This window comes from Prevotella melaninogenica, assembly GCF_013267595.1.
In the GTDB taxonomy this organism is placed as follows: domain Bacteria; phylum Bacteroidota; class Bacteroidia; order Bacteroidales; family Bacteroidaceae; genus Prevotella; species Prevotella melaninogenica_D.
The window spans coordinates 551,893-577,542 of the sequence record NZ_CP054011.1; the positions used below are offsets into that span (position 1 = coordinate 551,893).

Sequence of the window (25,650 nt, forward strand, 5' to 3'; positions counted from 1 at the left end):
ATGAATCCAGTACGATTGGAATTACTAAAGATAGACAGACAATGGTATGAGCAAGTAAAAGCACATACCGATAAACCACTATTTGTATGCTTAGGCGAGAAGCACACTCTAAACATGTTTGATGTTTATTTTAAGAGTCATGGTGCAGATGAGGTAGAAAGTGACGACGTTTTCCTTGTGAATTATAAACCATTTGAGGATGCACAGCGGTATGGCGCAGAGCTATTAGAAGAACTACATTTGGTTTATAACTTGTGGAGAGAACATAATCTGATTTCTGTTCCATGTAAAGAATGGAATACGGACATTGTCGTTCCTAATGATAAAGTAAAGACTGATGCAGGGAATACAGCTAAGGCGCTAATAGGACTATATGAATCTTTTCCACCACTACGTGGACACAAGATATTTATTCTCTTATCACCACAACAGATAAGTAGTATACCTTTATATGAACAGTGGCTGTTTGATTGGTGTGCTAATATGAATAGCAGTGATGTCAAGATTGTAGTTCTTGAAAAACATGAAGGTCGGCTGTTAAAGAATCTGCCTGAAAACAGACATGAATTTGTACTTACTGGTACTGACATTGCTTCTTTGATGAACAATGTGGCTGCCCAGACTGCTGCAGATCCTAATGATGAAGAAAATGTCCTGCAACAACAAATGTTATTGGCAAACGTTCACTTTAGCAGGCACGAGTTTGATAATGCTCATGTTGCTTTGGCTAAAGCTATTGGCATAGCCAGCCGACACAATCTTAAAGACGTGCTATGTACGGCTCACCTCTTAGATGCTTATGTATGGCTTACACAAAATGAACAGGAGAAAGCACATGACACATTCCGTACTTTATTGAGTCTTACTGGTGAAGGTACTTTATTGTCCGCTCAGATGCATGTGAATTATGGTGGTTTCTTGCTTGCTATACGAAGAAAGGAGGATGCAATAGATGCGTTTGAGAAATCAGCTGAGATTGCAAAGAATATAAAGAATCCATTATTGGAGATGGAGTGTTATCGTATTATGGGTCAAATACAAGATGGTACATTTACAGATTCACAAACCATTGCTTATTATGAGAAGTGTATAGAGATAGGTATGACTATGAACAATGAGGAAAGACAACAAAGTTCATTAGCTTACATAGCTACTCTATTACTAAAGAAATATGGAAACTCTAAAAAGACAGAAGAACTTTGTAAACAAATGGAGCAATATTTAGGTGCAGATTGGCAAACTAACATACAAGTCCCCAACATGGATGACCTATATCATTCACCCTTAACAAGTGTATCCTCATGAAGATAATAGCAAAGAAAGCCAATGTAGCGAGTACTGCCGTACAGCATGTGGCCAAACATTTTGATTTGGTATTAGGCATAGACATTCACTGGACAAAGCTACCTATGCCTCCTTTTCCTCTTCCCTTACCACACCCTTTCATAGGAATTGTCTTTGACCCCATGGAGTATGCAGACTTCAGCATACCAGTCCCTTCCTTGTTGCAAAAGATGTTCAATCTCCCAGAGAAGATCCCTATGGGAGCATCAGTGTTTGTTCATGGCCGTATTAAGGCAACAACTACTACATCTGTCTTTGGATTTGGTTGTAATATAAAACCTAAAGGTGGTGCTGCAAGTATGTTAGGAGCAGCTATGGTTGGGAATATTATACCTATCAAACATATAACAGGTGGTCTACCTTTCTATAAAATCTTCTTAGGAGACTTGGAAGGTCCGCATGATGGTGAAATCTATTTTGGTTCGGAAAGTGTCATTATCAATGGTAGTGAGTGCAGTGGATCATTCCCTCAGCAGGTTCTAACTTGTTGGGGCATACCTTTCGGACACCAATATTTTCCTCCGGCATGGCTTGCTCTCTACCAGCATATATTAACAATGTATGTGCAAATAAATATCAAGCCACCTGTGCTGGTGGGTGGAACTTTTATCCCTCATAAGTACACACTCTCTGACATTTTGATGCGTGCAGCAGCTGTACTCTTCATGAAAGCACTGGGAGCTATTGCCAAAAAAGGATTGACCAAATTTAATCATTTCCTTCAGGGTAAATTCGGTAAGAACCCTATATCTAAATCATTGTGTTTCTTCGGTTTGGAACCAGTGAACTTTGCTACAGGAGCAATGAATTTCTCTTGGGACGACTTTGAGCTATTGGGAGAGCATACCATTCGTTGGACAAGTGCGTGGCAGAGTGACATTACCTATTCTGGAATCATGGGTAATGGAGTGATATGTAACTATGACCTGTTCATTATTCCTCAGGATGCAGATGGGGTAGCAGCTTACAATAATCCAAATGAGAATCAAGTATTCCCAATACCAATACCAGAAATAGGAGGCAAAGAGGAGTATTATCGTTCTCTAAAGTTATGGCAGCATAGACCAAACAAATCTAAATGGATTGTAAGAACAGAGACTGAAATCCGCACCTATCGTGCCTTCTCTGACAAGGAGTATGGTACAATATATCTTGCTGAAAGGATAGACTATGTGGGAGGTGGTTTCCTATTGTTAGATTATAGTGGGCGTAAGCACTTGCTTTCTACTATAGAAGATCACCTTGGACGTCTTATAATCTTTGGACAGGATGAGGAACGAGGTCTTATCCGTTCAGCAATGTATAAACATGGCGATGTCATAGACCAATTGGTGGCATACGATTATGATGAAAGGAGTAATCTTATACGTGTACGTGATCGATTTGGTAAGAGTATTGAGTTTGAATATGATGATGCTAATAGAGTGGTTCTACGTCGTAACCGCAACAATATGACGTATACATGGGAGTATGACGCTGAAGGACGTGTTATCCATACTACTGGTGAAGGTGGTATACAGGAAGGATATATATCTTACCATGACGGATATAACGAAGTAAAATACTCTGCCACAGGGGCTACGGAACAGTATTATTATGACGAAAACAACCTTGTATATAAAAAGGTGGATGCCATGGGTGGTGAGACCTGGTATGGTTATAATTCTTGGCATGAGCGAACATTGGTAGGTACACCAGAGGGTAAGGTCGTAGGATATGATTATGATGACCGTGGTAACCTTATAAGATTGACGGCTGCTGACAGAGCTGAGACTGTTTATGAGTATGATGAGCATAATCGCCTAATAGCACGTACGGATGCTGCTGGTAATAGAGAAGAATGGGTCTATGATAAAGAGACAGCATTGTTGCTGAAACATAAGGAAGCGGATGGTACTGTTGTTACTTATACATACGAGAAGGATAAGCAGCAGCCTTCTGCTATTGAGTATGGTGAAGAACTACGTGCTGTTCTACAATATGACACTTTAGGATTAATCTCAAATATTACGGACGGGCATGGCGTTTGTGAAACATTCGCTTACGATGACTATGGCCGTCCACTGAAGCACAGGCATGCTGACGGGAATAGTACAGAATGGCAGCGTGACCGACTTGGCCGTGTTACTCGCTACGCAACTCCTGGACAGAGCGTGATGCGCATCTCCTACGATGCCTACGACCTGCCTGTTGAAGTTACCAGCGGCAATGAAGTGTGGACTATGGAGTACACTCCTATGGGTAACCTGCGCCGTCAGACACGACGGACGAGCAGTATGCGCATGGTCAGTGCGCTGAACTATGAGTATGATTCCTATGACCAACTGAAGTTTGTCGAGAACGAACACGGTGAACGCTACTTCTTTGAACGTAACCTTAATGGTGAGGTGATTTGTGAAAGGGGCTTTGATGGATTAGAACGTCATTATATCCGTGACCTTGACGGCACGGTGATTACTACACAGCTTCCTGATGGTACGGCTGTGCATCATCAGCATGACCAGGCTGGACGGCTTACCTATAACAAGTACACCGATGGTAGTTGGGAGGCTTGGGAGTACGATAAGGCAGGACGGCTCACCAAAGCGTACAACAGAGACAGCGTGACGGAGTTCGTGCGTAATGCTTTGGGGCAGGTTATAAAGGAAACGCAGGACGGGCGTACAGTGGAGCATAAGTATGATGAGCGTTCCCGACTATCAAATATCGTCAGTGCATTAGGAGGAAGTATTACCTACGGATATGATATAAAAGGCACTGTCAACCACATATCAGCTGGTATGTCAGGAAAGAGGAAGCCTTGGGAAGCGAATATAGCATACGATAGGTTCGGGCGTGAAACTTCACGCATAATGTCTGGTTGTGTAGAGAATACTATGCAATATGACAATGTCGGTCGTCCTGCACATCAGCGTGTCCAGCATAATGGGCGAACACTGCTTGACAAGTCATACCTCTGGGGTGACAATCTTCGTCTTCTACAGGCGCTTGACACAATAAACCGCAGAAGTGTCCGTTACGATTATGATACCTTCGGTTCTCTGTCAGGGGCTGTTTATGGTGACGGTAGTTGTCAGTGGCGTAACCCAGATGCAATGGGTAATGTGTATGATAGCCCCGACCGAACGGACAGGAGTTATGGTCGTGGTGGACAGCTGCGTGAGGACAAGAAGTGGCGGTATTATTATGACAGCCATGGCAACCTTGTGCTGAAGACCATGCGCAGGTCGGGACCATCCCTTGATGCTGGGATGCGGGATAAGTTCCTTCAATGGCAGAGCGGTGACTATGCCTATACGTGGCAGGGCAATGGTATGCTTAGAAGTGTAACACGGGCTGACGGCAAAACTGTAACGTTCAAGTATGACGCTTTAGGCAGACGCATTGAGAAGGTCTTTGACGGACGAGTATATCGCTACCTCTGGGATGGTGATGTCATTCTGCACGAGTGGGACTATGCCGAGGCTGACCGCCCGAACACGATTGTTACCGAGACTGGTGAGGTCACACTCGACAGGCCAGAACCAGTTGAGAATCTCATCACATGGGTTTACGACAGTGACAGCTATGTCCCTACAGCCAAGATTGTCGGCGACAGGCATTACAGCATCATCAGCGACTACATCGGTCGTCCTGTCCAAGCGTACGATGATAATGGTAATGTTGTCTGGCAGGCAGACTATGACATCTATGGTAATCTCCGCAATCTCCACGGCAGCAGGAAGTTCATTCCTTTCCGCCAGTTAGGACAGTATGAGGACGAGGAAACTGGGCTCTATTACAACAGATTTAGATATTATGATCCAAGGATTGGCAATTACATCAGTCAAGACCCGATAAGGCTGGCAGGAACAGGTTTTAACCTATATGCCTATTCTAAAGATAGTAATATTGATTTTGATATTCTCGGCTTAGAATGCTGGAGTACAGCAAGAAAAAAGTTTTGGCAGCAAGAGGCAAAAAATAATCCTCATTTGTACTCTTCGAATAACTTAGCAAGAATGGAAAAGGGGAAAGCCCCCAGAATGACAATACAGGTCTTGAATCCCAAGACAGGTAAGATAAGTGTGAAGGATGTTTCTATGGAGTTACATCACAAGTTTCTTCCCCAACGAGGCGGAGGTCAGGCTGCAAACAAAGCATGGAATTTGACAAAAGCAACCCCATGGGGACACGCTTCGATGGATTCCTATAGACATACTGGATATAAATTAATAAAAGTGATTAAAGGAACAAACTCTTGGTAAATATGAATAAGTTAAATGAATTTATTAACGGGGAAAAATATGAATTTCTCCTGAGGAACATACAAAAAAAAAGTAATATAGAGATTGATAGTACCATCCCTTTTGTATTGTTAGATTATGACAAAGAAATGTTAATAGCCGCACGAATTGAAATAGAAGATTTAGAATCTTTACTTAACTCATACATGACGGAAATAGTTTCTTTTGTTGAAAGAAAAATGAAATATGATTTTGAGGATGAGGATGAATATCCTGAAGGGGAAGAGCTAAGTGATGACGAAAAGCCTAAAACCATTATTGAACTACCCTACTATAAAAATTTTTTGATTGCTTATCTAATAGAGTACTATTTGCTTAAAAAGCAGCCTGCAGAATTAGGTAAATATTTAAAGAGGATACACATTTCGCATGCAACTAAATACGAAAGAGATTTGAAGGATATATGGAGAGAAACTTTGGAGAGTTGAAGCGACTTAACTGAAATAAAGGTTCTTCCGTTAAATACTTTGACTTATTTCGTATAGATTTAGCGGAGGAACCGAGGTTATGCGTTAAACAAACAGATAGCCAAGACAGTCTTGACTGTCTGTTTTATTTATCCTCCGACACAGAATACCTTACCATTTTAACGCTTCGAAAATTTGGAGATAAGACATTGAAAAGTCATGACATTATTTCGAATAAAACGTCTAAAATAAAGTGGAAAAACACGTATAAACAGCAAGATTGCAACCAACAGAAAATCAATTGGTTATGAAGTCGTACAAGAAAAGGTGCTTGGTAAGGGTTCAAAAGGGCGTTAGTAAGACCTCAAAAGGGCACCTATTGCAAGTCAATCAGGCGTCTTTTCAAAGCCAAAAGAGCATATATCGATTTTGAGTCGTATGAAAATAGTTTACAAGTATCGGTTAGTATAGGGATAAGTTGTTTGTAGAAGACAGAAAGATATGATAATGGGTAGACATAGTATTTATTATCTGGGGTGATAATCTTCGTCTTCTGCAGACGCTTGACACAATAAACCGCAGAAGTGTCCGTTACGATTATGATACCTTCGGTTCTCTGTCAGGGGCTGTATATGGTGACGGTAGTTGTCAGTGGCGTAACCCAGATGCAATGGGTAACGTGTATGATAGCCCTGACCGAACGGACAGGAGTTATGGTCGTGGTGGACAGCTGCGTGAGGACAAGAAGTGGCGGTATTATTATGACAGCCATGGCAACCTTGTGCTGAAGACCATGCGCAGGTCGGGACCATCCCTTGATGCTGGGATGCGGGATGAGTTCCTTGCTTGGCAGAGTGGTGATTATGCCTATACGTGGCAGGGCAATGGTATGCTTAGGAGTGTAACACGGACGGACGGCAAAACCGTTACTTTTAGGTATGACGCTTTAGGCAGACGTATTGAGAAGGTCTTTGACGGACGAGTATATCGCTACCTCTGGGATGGTGATGTCATCCTGCACGAGTGGGACTATGCCGAAGCTGACCGTCCTAACACGGTTGTTACCGAGACTGGTGAGGTCACACTTGACAGCCCAGAACCTGTTGAGAATCTCATCACGTGGGTTTACGACAGTGACAGCTATGTCCCTACAGCCAAGATAGTTGGTGACAGGCATTACAGCATCATCAGCGACTACATTGGTCGTCCTGTACAGGCATACGATGATAAAGGTAATGTTGTCTGGCAGGCAGACTATGATATCTATGGTAACGTCCGCAACATTCACCGCAGCAGGAACTTTATCCCCTTCCGCCAATTAGGTCAGTATGAGGACGAGGAGACTGGACTGTATTACAACAGGTTTAGGTATTACGACCCAGGTTCGGGTACTTATATCAGTCAAGACCCAATTGGGTTGTTGGGAAGTAACCCAACACTGTATGTACATGTTAAAGATGTAAATACACAAGTAGACTCCTGGGGATTATTAAATGAATTTGGGATTGCTGGATATGGAACTTCACCACATATAAAAGATGGATTAAGTGCCCACGAATTATTACAAAATGCCTGGCTAAGAAATAATGGTGTCATTACAAGTAGAGCATCAGGAATTGCAAAGAATAATCCTGCTATGGCACTACAAGAGAAAATGATGCATAAAATAATATCTAAATTACAGGCACAGTATGGATTACATAATCCAAATGTGTTAAAGAAACAAACAGCATTACAAAATATAAATAGAAACACAGCATTAACCAGAAGAGGTATTTATGAAGATCTCGTAAAAAATAGAGGTTGGGAACCTTATAATGCTAAACAATTCGCAACAGAAAAAGCTATGAAGTTGAGGGAAGAAGCTATAGAGTTTGCGAAACAAAATGGTTTAATTAAATATAATTAATTATGAACAAAGTCGCCAAAATCAGTTTAGACTCATCATCCACAGAAATAGGTAGAATAGGAGGAAATATACCGACTTGTTTTCTGGAGAAAAAGGAAAATATAGAGGGATTTAAATTTTATATGACAATTCAAAATCCTGATAATTCAGACGAATATATATCTATCTTTGTACCAGATAGCTACGATACAATGGTGGATGAAAATATTTATCCCAATTGTTCAATAAAGGTTTTTACCCATTCGTTTTCTGTAGAGAGTAGTAATAACTTTTATACATTGAAAGAGCTTCATAAATCATCCCTTATGGGATACAAAGAAGTAGAAAATGAGGAATTTGATTTTGTCACAAAAACTCAGCATCCTCAGTTAATCCAGTATGAGGATTATTATTTAAAAAAATTAGATGAAGATGGGTTCACATTCTATTTGCAAATCGATGAAGATTATTATCCGGAAAATCTTCTTTCTGGGAATTATATATTGGGGTATGGTGCACTATATTTATACAAACATAAAATCACAGGTAATATAATAGTTGGCTTTTGGCAATATTCATAATTCGTTTTAACGCTATGTGTAAAAGAATGATGTCTCCTAATAACAACACTGCCACATTTAACTACAAAACATTTAATCTGATGAGTCGAGAAGGTCTTTGACGGACGTGTGTATCGCTACCTTTGGGATGGTGATGTCATCCTGCACGAGTGGGACTATGCCAAAGCTGACCGCCCGAACACGATTGTTACCGAGACTGGTGAGGTCACACTCGATAGGCCTGAACCAGTTGAGAATCTCATCACGTGGGTTTACGACAGTGACAGCTATGTCCCTACAGCCAAGATAGTTGGTGACAGGCATTACAGTATCATCAGTGACTACATCGGTCGTCCCGTCCAAGCATACGATGACAAAGGTAATGTCGTTTGGCAGGCAGAATATGACATCTATGGCAACCTCCGTAATCTCCATGGCAGCAAGAAGTTTATTCCTTTCCGTCAGTTAGGTCAGTATGAGGAAGAGGAGACTGGTCTGTATTACAACAGGTTTAGGTATTATGACCCAAGGATTGGTAATTATATCAGCCAAGATCCGATAAGGTTGGCAGGAGGAAACCCTACGATTTACGGATACGTTAAAGATTTAAATTCGTGGGTGGATTCTTTTGGGCTAGAAAATATTATTTTTACATCTTCTGACGGATTTACTTTGGAAGTTAGAAATGTGCAAGATTTAAGTCATTTATCAAATCGTGAAATACTAGATATCTATCATGCCAATAATAATCCAAAAGGATATGGGAAATCTCCCAAACATGCAAATGGCGATACAATTATTTTGCATCATCAAAATCAAAATCATTTAGGGCCAGTGATAGAGATGCCAAATAGTGGTCATGTTCGAGGTCTTGGAAATAAAAAGATGCATCCATATTTTCCAAATCCACATCCAACTAATCCTGTAGATAGAGACGTATTCAACAATTGGAAAAAAGAATATTGGAAATACCGAGCAGAAACTGAGATTAAGAAAAGAGGTTTATCTTATAATTAAAAGTATTTTTATGAAAACAGAGTTAATTGAAAGAATAAATAGTTACTTAAACAAGTATCAATCATTCAATCCACAACCGGCAAATGATAAAGATATTAAACAAGCAGAGGTAATGTTAAATGTAGTCTTTGATTCAGATTATAAGCAATTCATAAAAACCTTTGGGGGATGCTATGTTGGGGTGGATATTTATGGAATCAGAAGTTCAAATGACTTAAAAGAGAAGACAGTTGTTGATCTAACTAAGTTATACAAAGAAGCTGGTTGGGCTATTGCAGATGATTGTTATATTATTTCATTTGATTCATCAGGCAATCCAATCATGATGAATAAATCGGGAGAGGTTGTTCTTTTTGATCATGACAACGGAGACTCTGTTATTTTAGCAAACTCTTTTGAGGAATTAATTGAAGACAATCTTCCTGATTAAAATAAGATTACAGGCGACATTGCTATTAGAGTAGGAGACTTTCGCATATACCTATCAAGATTATAACCAACGGAGAGATTTTCGTCTTCGTTTCCTACAACCTCGATATACCCTGCAGGCATTTAATAACAATGGCAAAAAGGGATGAGAGTAGGAACTTGACGCATTCGGCAGAAAGAGGAAAGGCAACAATAATTCCTCCTTCATTCCATTTAAATATTAGGGTCAGTATGAGGATGAGGAGACTGGGCTGTATTACAACAGGTTCAGGTATTACAATCCAAAGATTGGTAATTATATCAGCCAAGACCCTATAAGGTTGGCAGGAGGAAGCCCTACGCTGTATGGTTATGTTAGAGATGTTAATATAGGACAGGATATATATGGGCTTGATATCTCCTATAAAGGTGATGTTTTACCATATCAAATAAGATATAATCCAACTTGCCCAGGTCGGCCCGATCCTAGGTATTCAATTACTACTACTTTTGATGGTGGAACACCTACAGCAAAAGGAGGGTTGATAGACAATAAACAATTTTGGAAAAAATGGGAAAACTTAACCCAAGTTTAACCGGCAAAATTATTTTTCATAAATTTTCGGGATGTTTTGTGTAGTATCAATTTGATAAATGATTGATAATCAAGTATAGGGTATTGTAACGAGGAGTAAAATCTGATTTGTAGGACACAGCCATATCAAAAATATTTTGTTACTTTGCACTCATGCACGCAAATGTACAGACACGATTCAACCCTGCCACAGGCGACATGGCTCCTTATTATCGCATCAAGGAGTCATATCGTGACGTGCAGGGTCATGTACATTCGCTAATTCTGTTGAACATAGGTTTTGAACCTTCACTTACTGCTGTACAGGTTCGAAAAATTGCATACGCTCTTACCGAACGCTTCAAAACCAGAAGTACACCCTCGCTTTTCAAAGAACGCCTTGAGGGACTTACTCCTATTGAACAGGCAAAGGCTGACGAATGGTGGAGCCGTATGGAGAAAGAAGGTGGAATCGATCGGTTTAATAAGGAAGAGCAGAAGTCGCTGAGAAAATATGAGAACTACATTGACCTCGAGACGGCAAACTATACTGACGCAAGGAATGTTGGTGCAGAGTGGCTCTGCAAGCAGACGATAGACAAGCTGCAGTTAGAGGGTTTTCTGCGCAAAAACGGCTGGACGGAGAATGCGATACACACGGCTTTGTCAGCATTGATTGTTCGCACGGTATATGCAGTCTCTGAACGTTCATCTTATTATTATTTGCGCGATAACTCAGCTGCTGGCGAACTTTACAGTGGAGTTCCTGGCTGGACACCAGGGATCAATTCTCTGTATAAAATCACCGACAAGTTATATGAACTAAAGGAACAGTTAGAGCGTCATCTGTGCAGCGTTACTGACGATCTCTTTAATATAGACAACAAGTTGATGCTCTTCGACTTAACCAACTTCTATTTCGAGGGTAGTAAGCGTAATAGCGATAAAGCCAAGTTCGGTCGTTCAAAAGAAAAACGCTCTGACTGTAAGCTACTTGTACTTGCATTATGTATCAATAAAGAAGGTTTTATACGTTATTCTTCTATCTTGGAGGGTAATACAGCAGATCCCAAGTCTCTACCCAATATGATTGATACGCTGGCAAAGAGGAATCCATCACGAACCAAGGATACGCTCGTTATCATGGATGCAGGTGTTGCCACGGAAGAGAACTTGGAGTTAATAAAGAAAAAGGGTTACAATTATCTCTGCGTATCTCGTACGAAAATGAAAGACTATACGCTCAGTGATGATAACAAGAGCGTTACAGTAATGGATGCCCGTCGGCAGAAGATAACGCTGAAAGAGGTTAAGACAGAGGATGATGAGGATTATTATCTCGAAATAACATCTCCTTCGAAAGCTATGACAGAGTCGTCCATGAACAGGGTTTGGAGAGAGCGTTTTAAGATGGACCTGCAGAGGATAAACGAAGGAATCTCCAAGAAAGGTGGAACGAAAACCTATGAAAAGGTTGTTGAACGTACAGGACGTGCCATACAGAAGTACCCTTCTATAGCGAAGTTCTACCAGATAAGCTACATAAAAAATGAGAAGAAACCCAAGGAGATGCTACGTGTAGACTGGGAGATAAAAGACCTCTCGGCAATGGAATCTGGTCACGGAGTCTATTTCCTCCGCAGCAATGTCAGGACACTTTCTGAGCGTGTGACATGGGAATACTACAATCTCATTCGTGAAATAGAATGTACGAACAGACAACTAAAGAATGATCTCAACCTCCGTCCTATCTATCATCAGAAAGATGAGCGAAGCGACGCACACCTCTTCTTCGGTTTATTAGCCTACTGGGTGGTAAACACTATCCGTTGTCAATTAAAACGAGAAGGAGAATCCTGTTACTGGACCGAGATAGTACGACGTATGAGTACCCAAAAGCTCGTCACCACAAAAGGGAAGAATCCATTAGGTGAGAACACCGAGATGCGCCAATGTAGTAGTCCTTCAAAGCAAGCAAAACAGATATACGATAAGTTGAACTTAAAACACTCACCATTCAAAAAGAATAAAATTTGTAGGACACAGAGCCCATAAGAAAAATGAGGAAAGTACGGTAACAGTAACAATTAGGCGAAGCTGGGTGTTAAACTTGGGCTAAGTGTTATAAGAGGAATATTCGCAAGGATATTCCTCTTTTTATTTTGATTATCAATGTGATATAGCGTTATAAATTATATTTTTAATGGGTTAGTCCTAAAACCCAGTTGCAAGCCTATCCTCTTAAGCACACAATTTCATAAGTCTATATAAAAATATTGGTGTCCGATAAAACTTTTTTGGAGTTATCTGTGTTAGTTAAAATAGACTTAAACTTATGATTTCATTAATTTATCTGGTTATTATAGGGCTTTCCTTGTCAATATAAGCACATTTTATAATGCTTACAGTTTGAAACTGAAAACCAAGCCCCCTGGATAAGTAAAACGGCTGTAACACCGATGAGTAAAGAGATACAGAGCTTTCATTTTATTTTTACCGGACAGCAATAATATAAAAAGAAAGGAATATCTGTCACTCCTCTGAACTGTGCCCTGAATGCCTTAACTTTAGCATTGAATGACTCGGCATTTGCATTCGTAGCTCTGTTTACAAAGAAATTGAGTATGGTTTGATAATGATTTTCAAACGTGTCAATCACTGTGTAGAAATTGTCCACTCCTAATTCTTCTACCTCATTAAACCATTTTGCTAACTTCAGCCTTGCGGCATCCTTGATGCTCTTGATGTTATAAATATCGGTAAGTTTCATAGCCAAATCATACGCCTTTTTCAGTGTTGGATAATGTTCAAAGATGATTTGTGCTCTGTCTTTCTGTGTTTCAGTCCACTTACTCTTGTGCTTGGTCAATATGAACTTTGCTCTGGCGAGCAACTGCTTACGCGTGTCACCATTGCTGTATCTAAATGGTATATATTCCTTTCCCTTGCTTTTAGCTTCTTTTATCTCCTCGTTCTCTTTATCTCTTGCCATCCATCGGTAAGCAATACGCATGTCATCCAGAGCATCATAAAATAGTTTCTGTACATGAAACCTATCATTGGTAATAAGTGCTTTGGGAAAAACGGCACGGGCTATGCGCATCATAGAAGATGACAAGTCGAGTGTTATCTCCTTGACTGTCTTCCGTTTAGAAAGGTTTATCTTCTTGAGAACCTGAATAACATCCTCTGCTTTGGTCCCTTTAACCACAGCTATCAAAGTCCCTTTTCTGCCCTTTCCCGCCTTGTTGGTCAGAAAAGTATAAACCTCGCCACTGCTTAGACAGGTCTCATCGATACTTAGATTCTCACCTATGTTATCTTCAAACAATAGCCAGTCTTGAGCATGATCCAACTGATCCCAGCTACGGTAATCACTGAAATATTCCTTGTACTGTGTGGATAACAGCTTACCATTTACGCCATAGTGCGCACCGATACTTGCGATGCTCTCTGCAGTGGACTCAATTCTATTCTTTTAAAAAAGAAACGAACTCGGGGGATAATTTACTGCCCTCGGCCGTCAAGTCATCATATGAATAAGTAAATATCTCTCCGTTGGAACTGTCACGCCACTTGCGACGGCGAACATGGAGGTAAACTGCTTTGCCACGGAGGGGGAAGTCCTGAATTACACGCTCGCTGGTAAAACCATAACTGCTTACAGTGCCTAACTTATGGTCTGACTTTTCCATAAAGTTACGCTCGTCAAGCCAAAAGTCAAACTGGCAAGCACTCTCTTGAATATCGACAACATCAAAGTAGTCGGCAAGTACATCTGGAAATATGCAACGTAATAATTGGTGACTCTTCATGATGCAAAGGTAATAAATACTTATGAAATTATGCGCTTAAGAGTATAGGCTTGGAACTGGGTTTTAGGACTGCCCCATTTTTGTATGCCTAAAGGTACAAAAACTTTAGGAAATAGCAAAGCCCTGGCTTGAGAAAGTCGGGGCTTTGTGCATAAAAAAGAGGATGTGGACATTTTGACACACCCTCCTTGTTGTTCCAAGTGATTCGCATGGGGCTCGAACCCATGACCCCAACATTAAAAGTGTTGTGCTCTACCAACTGAGCTAGCGAATCTCCCTATGCTTTTATAAAGCGAGTGCAAAGGTAACAAGAATTTCTGATAATTCCAAATTATTTATAACTTTTCTTGTGCCTTTTTATTAATACATGGCTATTTGATGAAATCTTTTAGTGTGAGACATGATGATTTCCAGCAGGATAAGAGTTAACCCCAAATCGGTTATGTATAATTCTTATTACTATAGTGTTGTTTCTAAACATCTTTTATTTTCTTATCGCCATCTTGTGTGTCTTTGTAACTTGACGTAGCCCGTTACGCCTGCGTTACAACGACAGGCAATCTGCTCGATAAGAAAACAAAAACTGTTTAGGCTCTAATGACCGATTTGGGTTAAACTAACATAGCATGCGATACAATCTTAGTTAGAGTAGTTTATTTTCTGTTTATTTTATATTTGTAAAATATTTTGAGTTATCTCGTTATTAATATTTGCTCTTTTAGCATTCAATTAACGCCCAATAGGCTTTCAAAAGACGCCCTTTTGAGGTCTTACTAACGCCCTTTAAGAAGCCTATTAAGCATCTTTTGAAATGCCTTGACTTAAGTTGTTGATTCCCTGTTGGTTAGACAGATGATATTTACGTGTTTTTTTTGTCTTTATTTTAATAGGTTCATTTAGATTTATGTAAAGTCTTTTCAATGCGGTATGTATAGTTGAAGTATTTCATGATGAGATTTTCAATGTAGGCAGATGAGAGATATAAATGGATTTATGAATGATAATTACACCATTAATTAGATCATAAAATAGCATCAGATTGAGCTCTGCATGATGAAAATGTTAATACAAAAGTAATTCTGTGATTAACTCAAAAAGTTGCTTTTATAGTTGCTTTGTAAAAGATAAAATACTATATTTGTGGCGTAAGATTGATTATTTAATCTGTTACTAAACAATCTAATGTGGTATTATCCACTAATCTATTACTAATATCTAAACTATGTAGCCGATGAATGTATTAGACTATGTAAAAGCGTTCAATGAGTTTTTGTAGAATAGTTTTCTCATGTACGCATTGTTAGGAGTAGGCATTTTCTATACTGTCTACCTTGGTTTCCCACAGATTCGCCATCTAAATTTGGCGTTTAAGTATGCTTTTGGTCCAATATTCAAGAAGCGAAAGCCTGGTGAAACAAAAGTTAATTCATTCCAAGCATTAGCCACAGCTGTAGCCGCTCAAGTTGGTACTGGTAATATTGGTGGTGTGGCAACAGCTATTGCAAGTGGTGGTATGGGAGCTATTTTCTGGATGTGGGTATCTGCATTGTTAGGAATGAGCACCATTTTCTCTGAGGCAGTACTTGCCCAGAAGTATAAGAAAGAGTATCATGGCGAGACGGTTGGAGGCTCAGCCTATTATCTTTATTATGGACTTGGTAGTAAGTGGCTTGCTGTTTGTTTTTCTGTTGCTATTGTTCTTGCGTTGGGATTCGTTGGAAATATGGTACAAGCAAACTCTATTTCAATAGCTTTGAATAATGCTTTCCATATACCTTCTTATATTATAGGTGTTGTTTTAGCAGCTGTTGTGGGTGTAGTAATTATTGGAGGACAACGCCGAATCACCGCTATTGCCGAACTTTTAGTCCCTTTCATGGCGATTGTGTATATCTTGGGTTCGCTTGTTATCATTTATATGTTTGCAGATCAGTTGCCTCATGTTATCCGTACAATCTTCCAGGATGCTTTCTCTATGAAGTCAGCAGCAGGTGGAGCCGCTGGTACGGTGATGAAATATGCCATTCGCTATGGTGTTGCTCGTGGTCTGTTTTCGAATGAGGCTGGTATGGGTTCAACACCTCATGCTCACGCTTTGGCTGATGTTAAAGACCCTTCTGAGCAGGGATTTATAGCTATGGCAGGTGTTTTTGTTGATACCGTTCTTATCTGTACATCAACAGCTTTTGTCATTATGCTGACAGGTTCTTTCCAAAATCTAAGCTTAAAATCGGTTGCTATTACGCAAGAAAGTTTCGAGATAGCTTTTGGAAATGGTGGAATTATCTTCCTTGCCATCAGTCTAATCTTCTTTGCTTTCACAACAATTATTGGGTGGTATATGTTTGCTGAGATGAATATCAAGTTTATGTTTGGTAAGAAGGGCATTCTTTCTTATCGTGCACTTGTTGTTCTCTTTGTCTTTCTTGGCTGCCTCTTTGCAGCAGATATGGTATGGGAATTGGCTGATACCTTCAATGGTCTGATGGTAATTCCTAACCTTATTGGTATTATTTTCCTTGCACCTCAGGTAAAGAAAATATACAAGAACTTCTTGGCAAACAGAAAAGAAAATAATTCTTAAGCCTTTTGTCAACTTCTATTGTTATTTTCTTTTGATGTTTCTTCTTATTATGTTGAAACCAATCAATTGAAGAATAAATAGCTATTTTGAGCGGTGAGCTACATGTTGGTATGTGCTCACCGTTCTTATGAATCAGGTAAGTAGTTATATAGAGAAGTTTGGAGTAAAAGATAATAGAAGTACGAGCTTTACTGATAAAGAGAAGCAGACTTTATAGAATACGATAATACAATGCTTAATAATGATTATGTATCGATAAAGAGTCATTCCGCACATAGCGTGTTGATGCTCCGCACATATTGTGTTGTTGGTTAACACCAATTGTGTTGAGCGCTAAACATCTTGCAAAATGTCACCAAAGTAGGTTCAACTTATTGTTATAAACAAGTTGTACTACAAAGAACTTACTTAGCCTGTTGGGTTAGTAGCTTATTTCGTAAAGTTGATAAGATAGCACTTCAAGGAGATACTATTCTCTCTTTTATCCTATAAGAGTAGAATGATGCAGTTGAAATAAAATCAATGAATAACTTATATCTACTTAAACTAACCACTCTTATTTTCTTTTTTCACCCTCCACGATTGGTTTCTGTGCATTCATTTTGTGTAATTTAGATGTGAGATGTCTGTAAAGGCGAGCAACGAGTTGAGGATGCGAAGAGGCAAGGTCGTTCTTCTCAGACAGGTCGTTTGATAGATCATATAGTTCTTTTTGACCAGTGAGATACGAATAAATCAATTTCCATTGCCCTTCACGAATGGCACAATTAAGACTGATTCCCAATCCCTCTCCATCCCAAATGTTAGGATAGTTCCATATCAGTTGTCGCTTCTTATCACCTTGTTGTTTACCACGAAGAATAGGTGTAATGTCTTGTCCGTCTATTTTTTGTGGTACATGATAGTTCTTAATTCCAGCCATGGAGAGTAAGGTAGGGTAGAGATCCTCTATGATGATAGGTGCATGAGAGCGAGTATTTGGTTTTACAATATTATTCCATTTTACAATAAAGGGAACTCTTATACCTCCTTCATACAGAGAACCTTTACCACTCTTGAGTGGTGCATTCTGCGTGTAAAGTTCTCCATCCCGCCAATAGGATGATGAGGCGAGTCCTCCATTATCGCTCATAAAGATGATGATAGTCTCTCGCTTAAGTCCTGCCTTTGCGACCCAATCCATGAGATCTCCCAAACTTTTATCCATTCCTGCAATCAATGAAGCGTAAGCAGCTTCCTTTTCCGAAAGACCACGTGCACGATACGTAGGGTAAAAACGCATATCTCGATCGATTGGTACGTGCACAGCGTAATGAGACATATAGAGATAGAAAGGTTGGTCGTATTTTTTAGCCTTCTCTAATGATGCTATTGCCTCTTGTGTAAGGGCTTCTGTGGCAAAGATACCAGTACCCCAATAACGTTCCAAGCCTGGGATAGCGAATGGAGATGTGGGTTTGCCATCTTTTGTAAAACCGTAGTTACGTTCGCTTAAATAGGTAGCTAATCCACCAGCTGCCGTACCTGTAATGTTCACGTCAAAGCCAAAATGGCACGGATTCTCACCCGGAGTGTCAATAGCTCCCCAGTGAGCTTTTCCGCAATGTATGGTGTGATAGCCTGCATTTTTTAGGAGTTGTACAAAGGATATTGCTTTTGTAGTATGTGCTACATTACCGCTTTGCGCAATACCATTATAATTCCAATCAGGTAATGTTACGCCATCTCGTTTCCCATCCGTCATCTTATCGCGATGTAAAGTCCAATTTGTTACCCGATGGCGAGCCATATTCATACCTGTCATCAGACTACATCTGGAGGGCGAACTGATAGGAGTTGCATAAGCATCTGTGAACATCATCCCCTCGGAAGCAAGTCTTTCCATGTTAGGTGTATCGTATTTCCGATTATTGGCAGTAATCGAATCGGCAAAGGGAAGGGATGTGTCTTGCCATCCCATGTCGTCTACCATGAACAGGATGATATTGGGTTGTGTATTTACTTGTTGTGCTTTGGCTGGGAGGGACACGCCAAGAACAGCTATTGATGTTGTAATCAATAGGGTCGAAGAGTGCTTTGAATTATATAAGGTATAGTTATTCATTGTTGTATCAATCATTGATAGGGGTTTTTAGATAGAGTACAAAGTTAAAAAGAAAGTTGCTAATCACCACATAAATATGATGAAGTTCTTAACCCAAGTTTAACACCCACTTTCGCCTAATTGTTACTGTCACCGTACTTTTCTCGTTTTTCTTATGGGCTCTGTGTCCTACAAATTTTATTCTTTTTGAATGGTGAGTGTTTTAAGTTCAACTTATCGTATATCTGTTTTGCTTGCTTCGAAGGACTACTACATTGGCGCATCTCGATGGTTTCACCTAATGGATTCTTCCCTTTTGTGGTGACGAGCTTTTGGGTACTCATACGTCGTACTATCTCGGTCCAGTAACAGGATTCTCCTTCTCGTTTTAATTGACAACGGATAGTGTTTACCACCCAGTAGGCTAATAAACCGAAGAAGAGGTGTGCGTCGCTTCGCTCATCTTTCTGATGATAGATAGGACGGAGGTTGAGTTCATTCTTTAGTTGTCTGTTCGTACATTCTATCTCACGAATGAGATTGTAGTATTCCCATGTCACACGCTCAGAAAGTGTCCTGACATTGCTGCGGAGGAAATAGACTCCGTGACCAGATTCCATTGCCGAGAGGTCTTTTATCTCCCAGTCTACACGCAGCATCTCCTTGAGTTTCTTCTCATTTTTTATGTAGCTTATCTGGTAGAATTTCGCTATAGAAGGGTACTTCTGTATGGCACGTCCTGTACGTTCAACAACCTTTTCATAGGTCTTTGTTCCACCTTTCTTGGAGATTCCATCGTTTATCCTCTGCAGTTCCATCTCAAAACGCTCTTTCCAAACCCTGTTCATGGACGACTCTGTCATAGCTTTCGAAGGAGATGTTATTTCGAGATAATAATCCTTATCATCCTCTGTCTTAACCTCTTTCAGCGTTATCTTTTGCCGACGGGCATCCATTACCGTAACGCTCTTATTATCATCACTGAGCGTATAGTCCTTCATTTGCGTACGGGATACGCAGAGATAATTGTAACCCTTTTTCTTTATTAACTCCAAGTTCTCTTCCGTGGCAACACCTGGATCCATGATAACGAGCGTATCCTTGGTTCGTGATGGATTCCTCTTTGCCAGTGTATCAATCATATTGGGTAGAGACTTGGGATCTGCTGTATTACCCTCTAAGATAGAAGAATAACGTATAAAACCTTCTTTATTGATACATAATGCAAGTACAAGTAGCTTACAGTCAGAGCGTTTTTCTTTTGAACGACCGAACTTGGCTTTATCGCTATTACGCTTACTACCCTCGAAATAGAAGTTGGTTAAGTCGAAGAGCATCAACTTGTTGTCTATATTAAAGAGATCGTCAGTAACGCTGCACAAATGACGCTCTAACTGTTCCTTTAGTTCATATAATTTGTCAGTGATTTTATACAGAGAATTGATTCCTGGTGTCCAGCTAAGAGCTCCACTATAAAGTTCAGCAGCAGCCGAGTTATCGCGCAAATAATAATAAGATGAACGTTCAGAAACTGCATATACCTTGCGAACAATCAATGCTGACAAAGCCGTGTGTATCGCATTTTCCGTCCACCCGTTTTTGCGCAGAAAACCCTCTAATTGCAGCTTGTCTATTGTCTGCTTGCAGAGCCACTCTGCACCAACATTCCTTGCGTCAGTATAGTTTGCCGTCTCAAGGTCAATATAGTTCTCATATTTTCTCAGCGACTTCTGCTCTTCCTTATTAAACCGATCGATTCCACCTTCTTTCTCCATACGGCTCCACCATTCGTCAGCCTTTGCCTGTTCAATAGGAGTAAGTCCCTCAAGGCGTTCTTTGAAAAGCGAGGGTGTACTTCTATTTTTGAAGCGTTCGGTAAGAGCGTATGCAATTTTTCGGACCTGTACAGCAGTAAGTGAAGGTTCGAACCCGATATTCAACAGAATTAGCGAATGTACATGACCCTGCACGTCACGATATGACTCCTTGATGCGATAATAAGGAGCCATGTCGCCTGTGGCAGGGTTGAATCGTGTCTGTACATTTGCGTGCATGAGTGCAAAGTAACAAAATATTTTTGATATGGCTGTGTCCTACAAATCAGATTTTACTCCTCGTTACAATACCCTATACTTGATTATCAATCATTTATCAAATTGATACTACACAAAACATCCCGAAAATTTATGAAAAATAATTTTGCCGGTTAAACTTGGGTTAAATTCTTTTGCTATAAAGTTATTGAGAGTGTCCTATAGTAGATGCATGATATGGTTAAACTACCAAATATATAGGGATATATCAAGGGGCATAAAGGGAGAAATGCTATTTGTGTAATATAGTAAATAGGATTCTGTCTGGAATGGTCTTAATAAAAAAAGTCAGACTGCGGACAGTCTGACTTAATTGTATCTTTTTTCTAAACAAAGAACGATGGTTATAAACACCTTTATTTCTTTACTGCCCATTGGAATGTACTACATGGTAATCCTACCTCATTCACAAGGTTGGCACGTGTAAAAGGTTGCCATCCATAACGAACATAGAGTGGGCGTGTTACAGATGACGATCTAACAAGAATTGTGTTAGATGATGTTATTTGTGCTTCTGCTGGATAATAGATGCCATCTGCACCTGCTACCTCAAAGCCAATAAGGCGGCTGCCCTTAGCTGATAGTGACTTTGCGTGAATAAACTGTAATTCAATTCCATTGTCTTTTGCTGATACAGAATGACAGATAGGGCCATCAGATTCTATGTTGTAGTCATAACTATGGTGTAAAGCCTGTAAGCCAAGTCGCTCACCGACAGGCTTTTTGTTCGTGTAATGTACATCTAAGGAATCACCTACATCTGTTGTAACAGCCATCCAGGTATTACGTAGTCTTGATGCTATACGACGCTGAGAATCACGGAAACGTGGCCATGAAGGACGATTCAGGCTGGAGAGCTGTACGAAATAAAATGGTAGCTCTGGGTCATGGAAGAAGTTACGCCAACTCTTCTGTAACATCGGGAAGAGACGTTCGTGTAGTTCCATGTTATGTGCATTGGACTCACCTTGGTACCAAACAATTCCCTTGATACTATATCCTTTTAGTGGAAGCATACCAGTCTCGAACATATAGGCTGGTGCATAAGGATGACGTTGCAGTGGGTTCTTACTTACGCTGATGTTTTGCAATGCTCGCTCACGTGCCCATTTCATACCGAAATCTCCATAATACCAATCACGAAGAATAGCTGGCATACGTTGTTCTAACGTATGGCGGTCAATCCATGACTCTGTAGTGGTACCACCAACAGCATTACAGATGATACCTACTGGGACCTGCAAACTGTCTGCTAACTTCTTTCCAAAGTGATAAGCTACAGCTGAGAAGTCACCCAAAGATTCTCGAGAGCAGTTACGCCATGGTCCAATATGGAGGTACTGATGACGATTTACAGAGTCGCAAGCATTAGCAGACCATGCTACGGCAGTCGTTGGGTAGATAGCTGACATATTAAAAAGATGTAAGTGTGTCTGACTTTCAGCCTCATTCAAGTCTTGTGTCCTGCTCTGTACAGCATTTACAGGTAACTCCATGTTTGATTGTCCTGAGCAAAGCCACACTTCACCAACGTATATGTCTTTAATAGTAAGCTTTTCTTTCTTCGTACTTATTTGGGCTTTATAAGGTCCGCCAGCTTTCTCAGCAGGGAAGGTGATCTTCCATTTTCCTGCATCATTTGTTATAGCTGAAAGCATATGTCCATTGAAGTTGACCTTAACAGTCTCACCTACATTTGCTTTTCCACGGAAAACAATAGGTTTGTTGCGCTGAATAACCATACCATCGGTATACAATGGAGACAGGGCAAGCCCACCATAGTTGCCTGTCAAGGCTCCATAGACCGTCTCTGCAATTATCTTTGCGCCCTCAGCATTCGGGTGAATAGCATCGGCAAGAAGGTCGGGACGACTATATAGAGGTGTATTTAAGTCAATGAGTGGAACTCGTGTCGCAGTCGCCACTTGTCGTATATGTTTCTGAATCTGCGCATGCCAGTCGCGTGTACCACTCTCAAAACGTGGATGACGCTCAAAGATAGGGGTCGTAAGACAAATCCAAATCTTTGCTTTAGGATTCGCCTGACGGAAACTATCAATCAGACGGATGTAATCAGCATTAAATTCTTCACTGTACTCAGGCCAGTTTCGTGGGTCGGTATCATTGAGTCCAAGATGGATAATGACAAGGTCTGCCTTGAAGTTCAAAGCGTCTTGGTACTCTTGTTGGTCGACATAGGGACGATGTCCATGTTGTAGTAGTGTAGTTCCAGAGTGTCCGAAGTTTCTGACTTCATATTTATCTCCTAACATCTTCTGTAGTTGTGCTGGATAACAATTCTTTTCTCTATCGATAATTGTCATTCCCCATGTCACACTATTTCCTACACATGCTACCTTGATTTTGCCGCCAGCAACAGCAGTCAAAACCATAAGGAGCATTCCAAACAACACGATTGTTCTTTTCTTCATAATCATTTATAAATGTAGTAATGGAAGGTTTTGCTTTTACTTAATATTTAACTTATACATAAATTCTTTGCAAAGTTAATTATAATCTATGAATAAAGGAGACACTATGGATACCAAAAGCATTTTAATGGATAAATTATTATACAAAAGGATCGGTAGTGTGATGAAAAAGTATAGACGCACAACTATTCATATAGCATTACAAAAGGCTATTAATATACAAGTGGAATAACTTAAATTTCTGAACTTTTAAATAACAAAAAACCTTATGAAACATGAGGTTTGAGACTTATTTCGTTAAAAATAGATTTTGCATAAACATGTGTCCGCACACATCATTATAATAAAAAAATAATCTACTAAAAGTTTGCATGTGACGCGAAAATAATATATCTTTGTGACTGTTATCCTGAAAACAATCTTTTACCTTTAAAAGACTAATACCTATTGAGTAAAGAAAGCGATCACCTGTGAAGGTCATCGCTTTTTCTTTTTAACCCAAATAGTTCATTAGAGCCTAAACATATTGTGTTTTATTATCGAGCATCTTGTTTTTTTTTGCGCAGACGTAGCGGGCTATGTCAAGTTGTAAAGACAATTTCTACTGAGCCGTTTTGGTGATTCTTCATGATGCAAAGGTAATAAACACTTATGAAATTATGCGTTTAAGAGTATAGACTTGCAACTGGGTTTTAGGACTGATCCCTTTTTAGGACAGTCTCCTTATAAGGAGGTTATAATGAGTAATAAAAAAAGAGCGGCCTCTTGCGAGAACCGCCCTGATGAAAGGAGGAGTGGTACCACCAGGAATCGAACCGGGGACACAAGGATTTTCAGTCCTTTGCTCTACCAACTGAGCTATGGCACCATCGTTATTTGCAATCAATTTTTGTAGCGTTTGTGTTGCTTTCTTAATTGCGATGCAAAGGTAGTACTTTTATTTTATTCCTCCAAGTTTTTCTAAAAAAAAATGTTCCTATTCACATCCTTTAACAGATTGACTATTTCTCGTTTATAGGCCAACCTTGTGCCTTTAACTCAAACTCGTTACCATCACGAGCAATAAGGAATGTGCCCAAGCTTTCCTTTGTTATATAACCTATCTGTCTGATATTCTCCATCTTATCAATCTTCTCATGATCACCGATAGGTACTGTAAAAAGAAGTTCATAGTCTTCTCCACCATTCAAAGCTGCTGTTGTAAGGTTCATATTGAATTCTTCGCAGGTTGCTGCAGTTTGATAATCGATAGGAATATTCTTTTCATAAATTCTACAACCGCAGTGACTTTTTTCGCAAATATGTTTTAACTCACTTGCCAATCCATCTGAAATATCAATCATAGAGGTTGGGTGTATACCTGCTGTGCTCAGTTGATTGAGAACATCACCACGTGCTTCAGGTTTCAACTGGCGGTCAATAAGATATTCTTTACCCGCAAAATCAGGCTGAAAATCCTCAATGGCTGAACGTTCTTGGCGCAAAGCTTCAAGTCGTTTCTCATCTTTATTACTTTGTGCTTCTTTTACCTTATTATTATATTCCTGGACCTGCTGATAGTAGACTGTCTTTTCGCGTTCGAGAATCTGTAAGCCCATGTAGGCAGAACCAAGGTCACCGGTAACGCAGATAAGGTCGGTCTCATTTGCTCCACTACGATAGACGATATCATCTTTAGCAGCTTCACCAATACAAGTGAGGTTAATAGCAAGTCCCGTATATGAAGAAGTCGTGTCACCTCCAACAATATCTACATTCCATTTAGTACAAGCTTTGTTCAAACCAGCATAGAACTGATCAAGGTCTTCTACTTTGAAACGTTTTCCAAGTCCTAATGAAACGATGAGTTGCCGTGGTTGTCCGTTCATAGCGAAGATGTTACTCATAGCTATCATAGCCACCTTGTAGGCAAGATGTTCCATGTCTATGTAAGTTAAATCGAACTGTACACCCTCCATGAACATCTGTGAAGAGACAAGTGTTTCTTTATCTGGATAATGTAAAACAGCAGCATCATCACCCACGCCCATAATGGTAGAGTTGTTGATTGGTTGTATATCTTTTGTGAGACGGTTGATTAGTCCGAATTCACCAAGGTCTTTTATTTCCATTTACTTTATTAATAGCTTATTGATATAATGTCTAAGACGTCCTTTATC

16 protein-coding genes, 2 tRNA genes and 1 pseudogene are annotated in these 25,650 nt (G+C 40.0%); 11 read left to right on the forward strand and 8 right to left on the reverse strand.

Annotated elements, in window-relative coordinates; genetic code table 11:
* From FIU21_RS07530 to FIU21_RS07570, 10 genes and pseudogenes are all read left to right on the forward strand, one after another.
* Window positions 1–1,305: a tetratricopeptide repeat protein gene (locus tag FIU21_RS07530; protein ID WP_172891351.1), complete on the forward strand. Its 1,305-nt coding sequence runs from the start codon at window positions 1–3 to the stop codon at window positions 1,303–1,305.
* On the forward strand, window positions 1,302–5,591 hold the full coding sequence (locus FIU21_RS07535; RefSeq protein ID WP_302051686.1) for an RHS repeat-associated core domain-containing protein: 4,290 nt from the start codon (window positions 1,302–1,304) through the stop codon (window positions 5,589–5,591). Before FIU21_RS07530 ends, FIU21_RS07535 begins: the two co-directional genes overlap by 4 nt.
* Window positions 5,592–5,593: 2 nt before the next feature.
* Window positions 5,594–6,058 carry a hypothetical protein gene (locus FIU21_RS07540; protein WP_004360949.1) on the forward strand — a complete coding sequence of 155 codons (465 nt, stop codon included), beginning with the start codon at window positions 5,594–5,596 and terminating at the stop codon, window positions 6,056–6,058.
* Window positions 6,059–6,653: 595 nt separating this feature from the next.
* Window positions 6,654–7,946, forward strand: coding sequence for an RHS repeat domain-containing protein (locus FIU21_RS13405; RefSeq protein ID WP_496109404.1), 1,293 nt, complete (start codon window positions 6,654–6,656; stop codon window positions 7,944–7,946).
* Between the two features lie 2 nt (window positions 7,947–7,948).
* Window positions 7,949–8,506, forward strand: a complete 558-nt coding sequence (locus tag FIU21_RS07550; protein WP_004360951.1) for a hypothetical protein — start codon at window positions 7,949–7,951, stop codon at window positions 8,504–8,506.
* Between the two features lie 108 nt (window positions 8,507–8,614).
* Window positions 8,615–9,502 carry an RHS repeat-associated core domain-containing protein gene (locus tag FIU21_RS13410; RefSeq protein WP_004360952.1) on the forward strand — a complete coding sequence of 296 codons (888 nt, stop codon included), beginning with the start codon at window positions 8,615–8,617 and terminating at the stop codon, window positions 9,500–9,502.
* 10 nt (window positions 9,503–9,512) lie between these two features.
* Window positions 9,513–9,932, forward strand: a complete 420-nt coding sequence (locus FIU21_RS07560; RefSeq protein ID WP_036886665.1) for an SMI1/KNR4 family protein — start codon at window positions 9,513–9,515, stop codon at window positions 9,930–9,932.
* A gap of 250 nt (window positions 9,933–10,182) precedes the next feature.
* Window positions 10,183–10,233: pseudogene (locus tag FIU21_RS13415) on the forward strand (hypothetical protein); the annotation flags it as partial.
* 18 nt (window positions 10,234–10,251) lie between these two features.
* Window positions 10,252–10,506 carry a hypothetical protein gene (locus FIU21_RS07565; protein ID WP_254361452.1) on the forward strand — a complete coding sequence of 85 codons (255 nt, stop codon included), beginning with the start codon at window positions 10,252–10,254 and terminating at the stop codon, window positions 10,504–10,506.
* 152 nt (window positions 10,507–10,658) lie between these two features.
* Window positions 10,659–12,539: an IS1634 family transposase gene (locus FIU21_RS07570; protein WP_172891352.1), complete on the forward strand. Its 1,881-nt coding sequence runs from the start codon at window positions 10,659–10,661 to the stop codon at window positions 12,537–12,539.
* Window positions 12,540–12,966: 427 nt separating this feature from the next.
* Here FIU21_RS07570 and FIU21_RS07575 read toward each other — a convergent pair whose 3' ends face one another.
* From FIU21_RS07575 to FIU21_RS07585, 3 genes are all read right to left on the reverse strand, one after another.
* On the reverse strand, window positions 12,967–13,953 hold the full coding sequence (locus tag FIU21_RS07575) for an ISAon1 family transposase (protein ID WP_436972088.1): 987 nt from the start codon (window positions 13,951–13,953) through the stop codon (window positions 12,967–12,969).
* A gap of 1 nt (window position 13,954) precedes the next feature.
* Window positions 13,955–14,299: an ISAon1 family transposase N-terminal region protein gene (locus FIU21_RS07580; protein ID WP_172891354.1), complete on the reverse strand. Its 345-nt coding sequence runs from the start codon at window positions 14,297–14,299 to the stop codon at window positions 13,955–13,957.
* A gap of 201 nt (window positions 14,300–14,500) precedes the next feature.
* A tRNA-Lys gene (locus FIU21_RS07585) sits at window positions 14,501–14,573 on the reverse strand.
* A 1,014-nt stretch (window positions 14,574–15,587) separates the two neighbouring features.
* Here FIU21_RS07585 and FIU21_RS07590 point away from each other — a divergent pair.
* Complete coding sequence (locus FIU21_RS07590) at window positions 15,588–16,883, forward strand: alanine/glycine:cation symporter family protein (protein ID WP_004361076.1); 1,296 nt, start codon at window positions 15,588–15,590, stop codon at window positions 16,881–16,883.
* Window positions 16,884–17,439: 556 nt separating this feature from the next.
* Here the strand turns inward: FIU21_RS07590 and FIU21_RS07595 are convergent.
* The 5 genes from FIU21_RS07595 to FIU21_RS07615 form a co-directional block, all read right to left on the reverse strand.
* A complete protein-coding gene (locus tag FIU21_RS07595; protein ID WP_004361077.1) occupies window positions 17,440–19,002 on the reverse strand; it encodes a sulfatase in 1,563 nt (520 codons plus the stop codon).
* Between the two features lie 137 nt (window positions 19,003–19,139).
* The gene (locus tag FIU21_RS07600) at window positions 19,140–21,020 is read right to left on the reverse strand and encodes an IS1634 family transposase (protein WP_172891355.1); all 1,881 of its coding nucleotides are present in this window, start codon (window positions 21,018–21,020) and stop codon (window positions 19,140–19,142) included.
* A 395-nt stretch (window positions 21,021–21,415) separates the two neighbouring features.
* On the reverse strand, window positions 21,416–23,497 hold the full coding sequence (locus FIU21_RS07605; protein WP_004361078.1) for a GDSL-type esterase/lipase family protein: 2,082 nt from the start codon (window positions 23,495–23,497) through the stop codon (window positions 21,416–21,418).
* Window positions 23,498–24,286: 789 nt separating this feature from the next.
* Window positions 24,287–24,359: transfer RNA gene (locus tag FIU21_RS07610), tRNA-Phe, on the reverse strand.
* Between the two features lie 133 nt (window positions 24,360–24,492).
* Window positions 24,493–25,602 (reverse strand): thiamine-phosphate kinase, encoded by a 1,110-nt coding sequence (locus FIU21_RS07615; RefSeq protein ID WP_004361079.1) that lies wholly within the window; start codon window positions 25,600–25,602, stop codon window positions 24,493–24,495.
* Window positions 25,603–25,650: the final 48 nt, after the last annotated feature.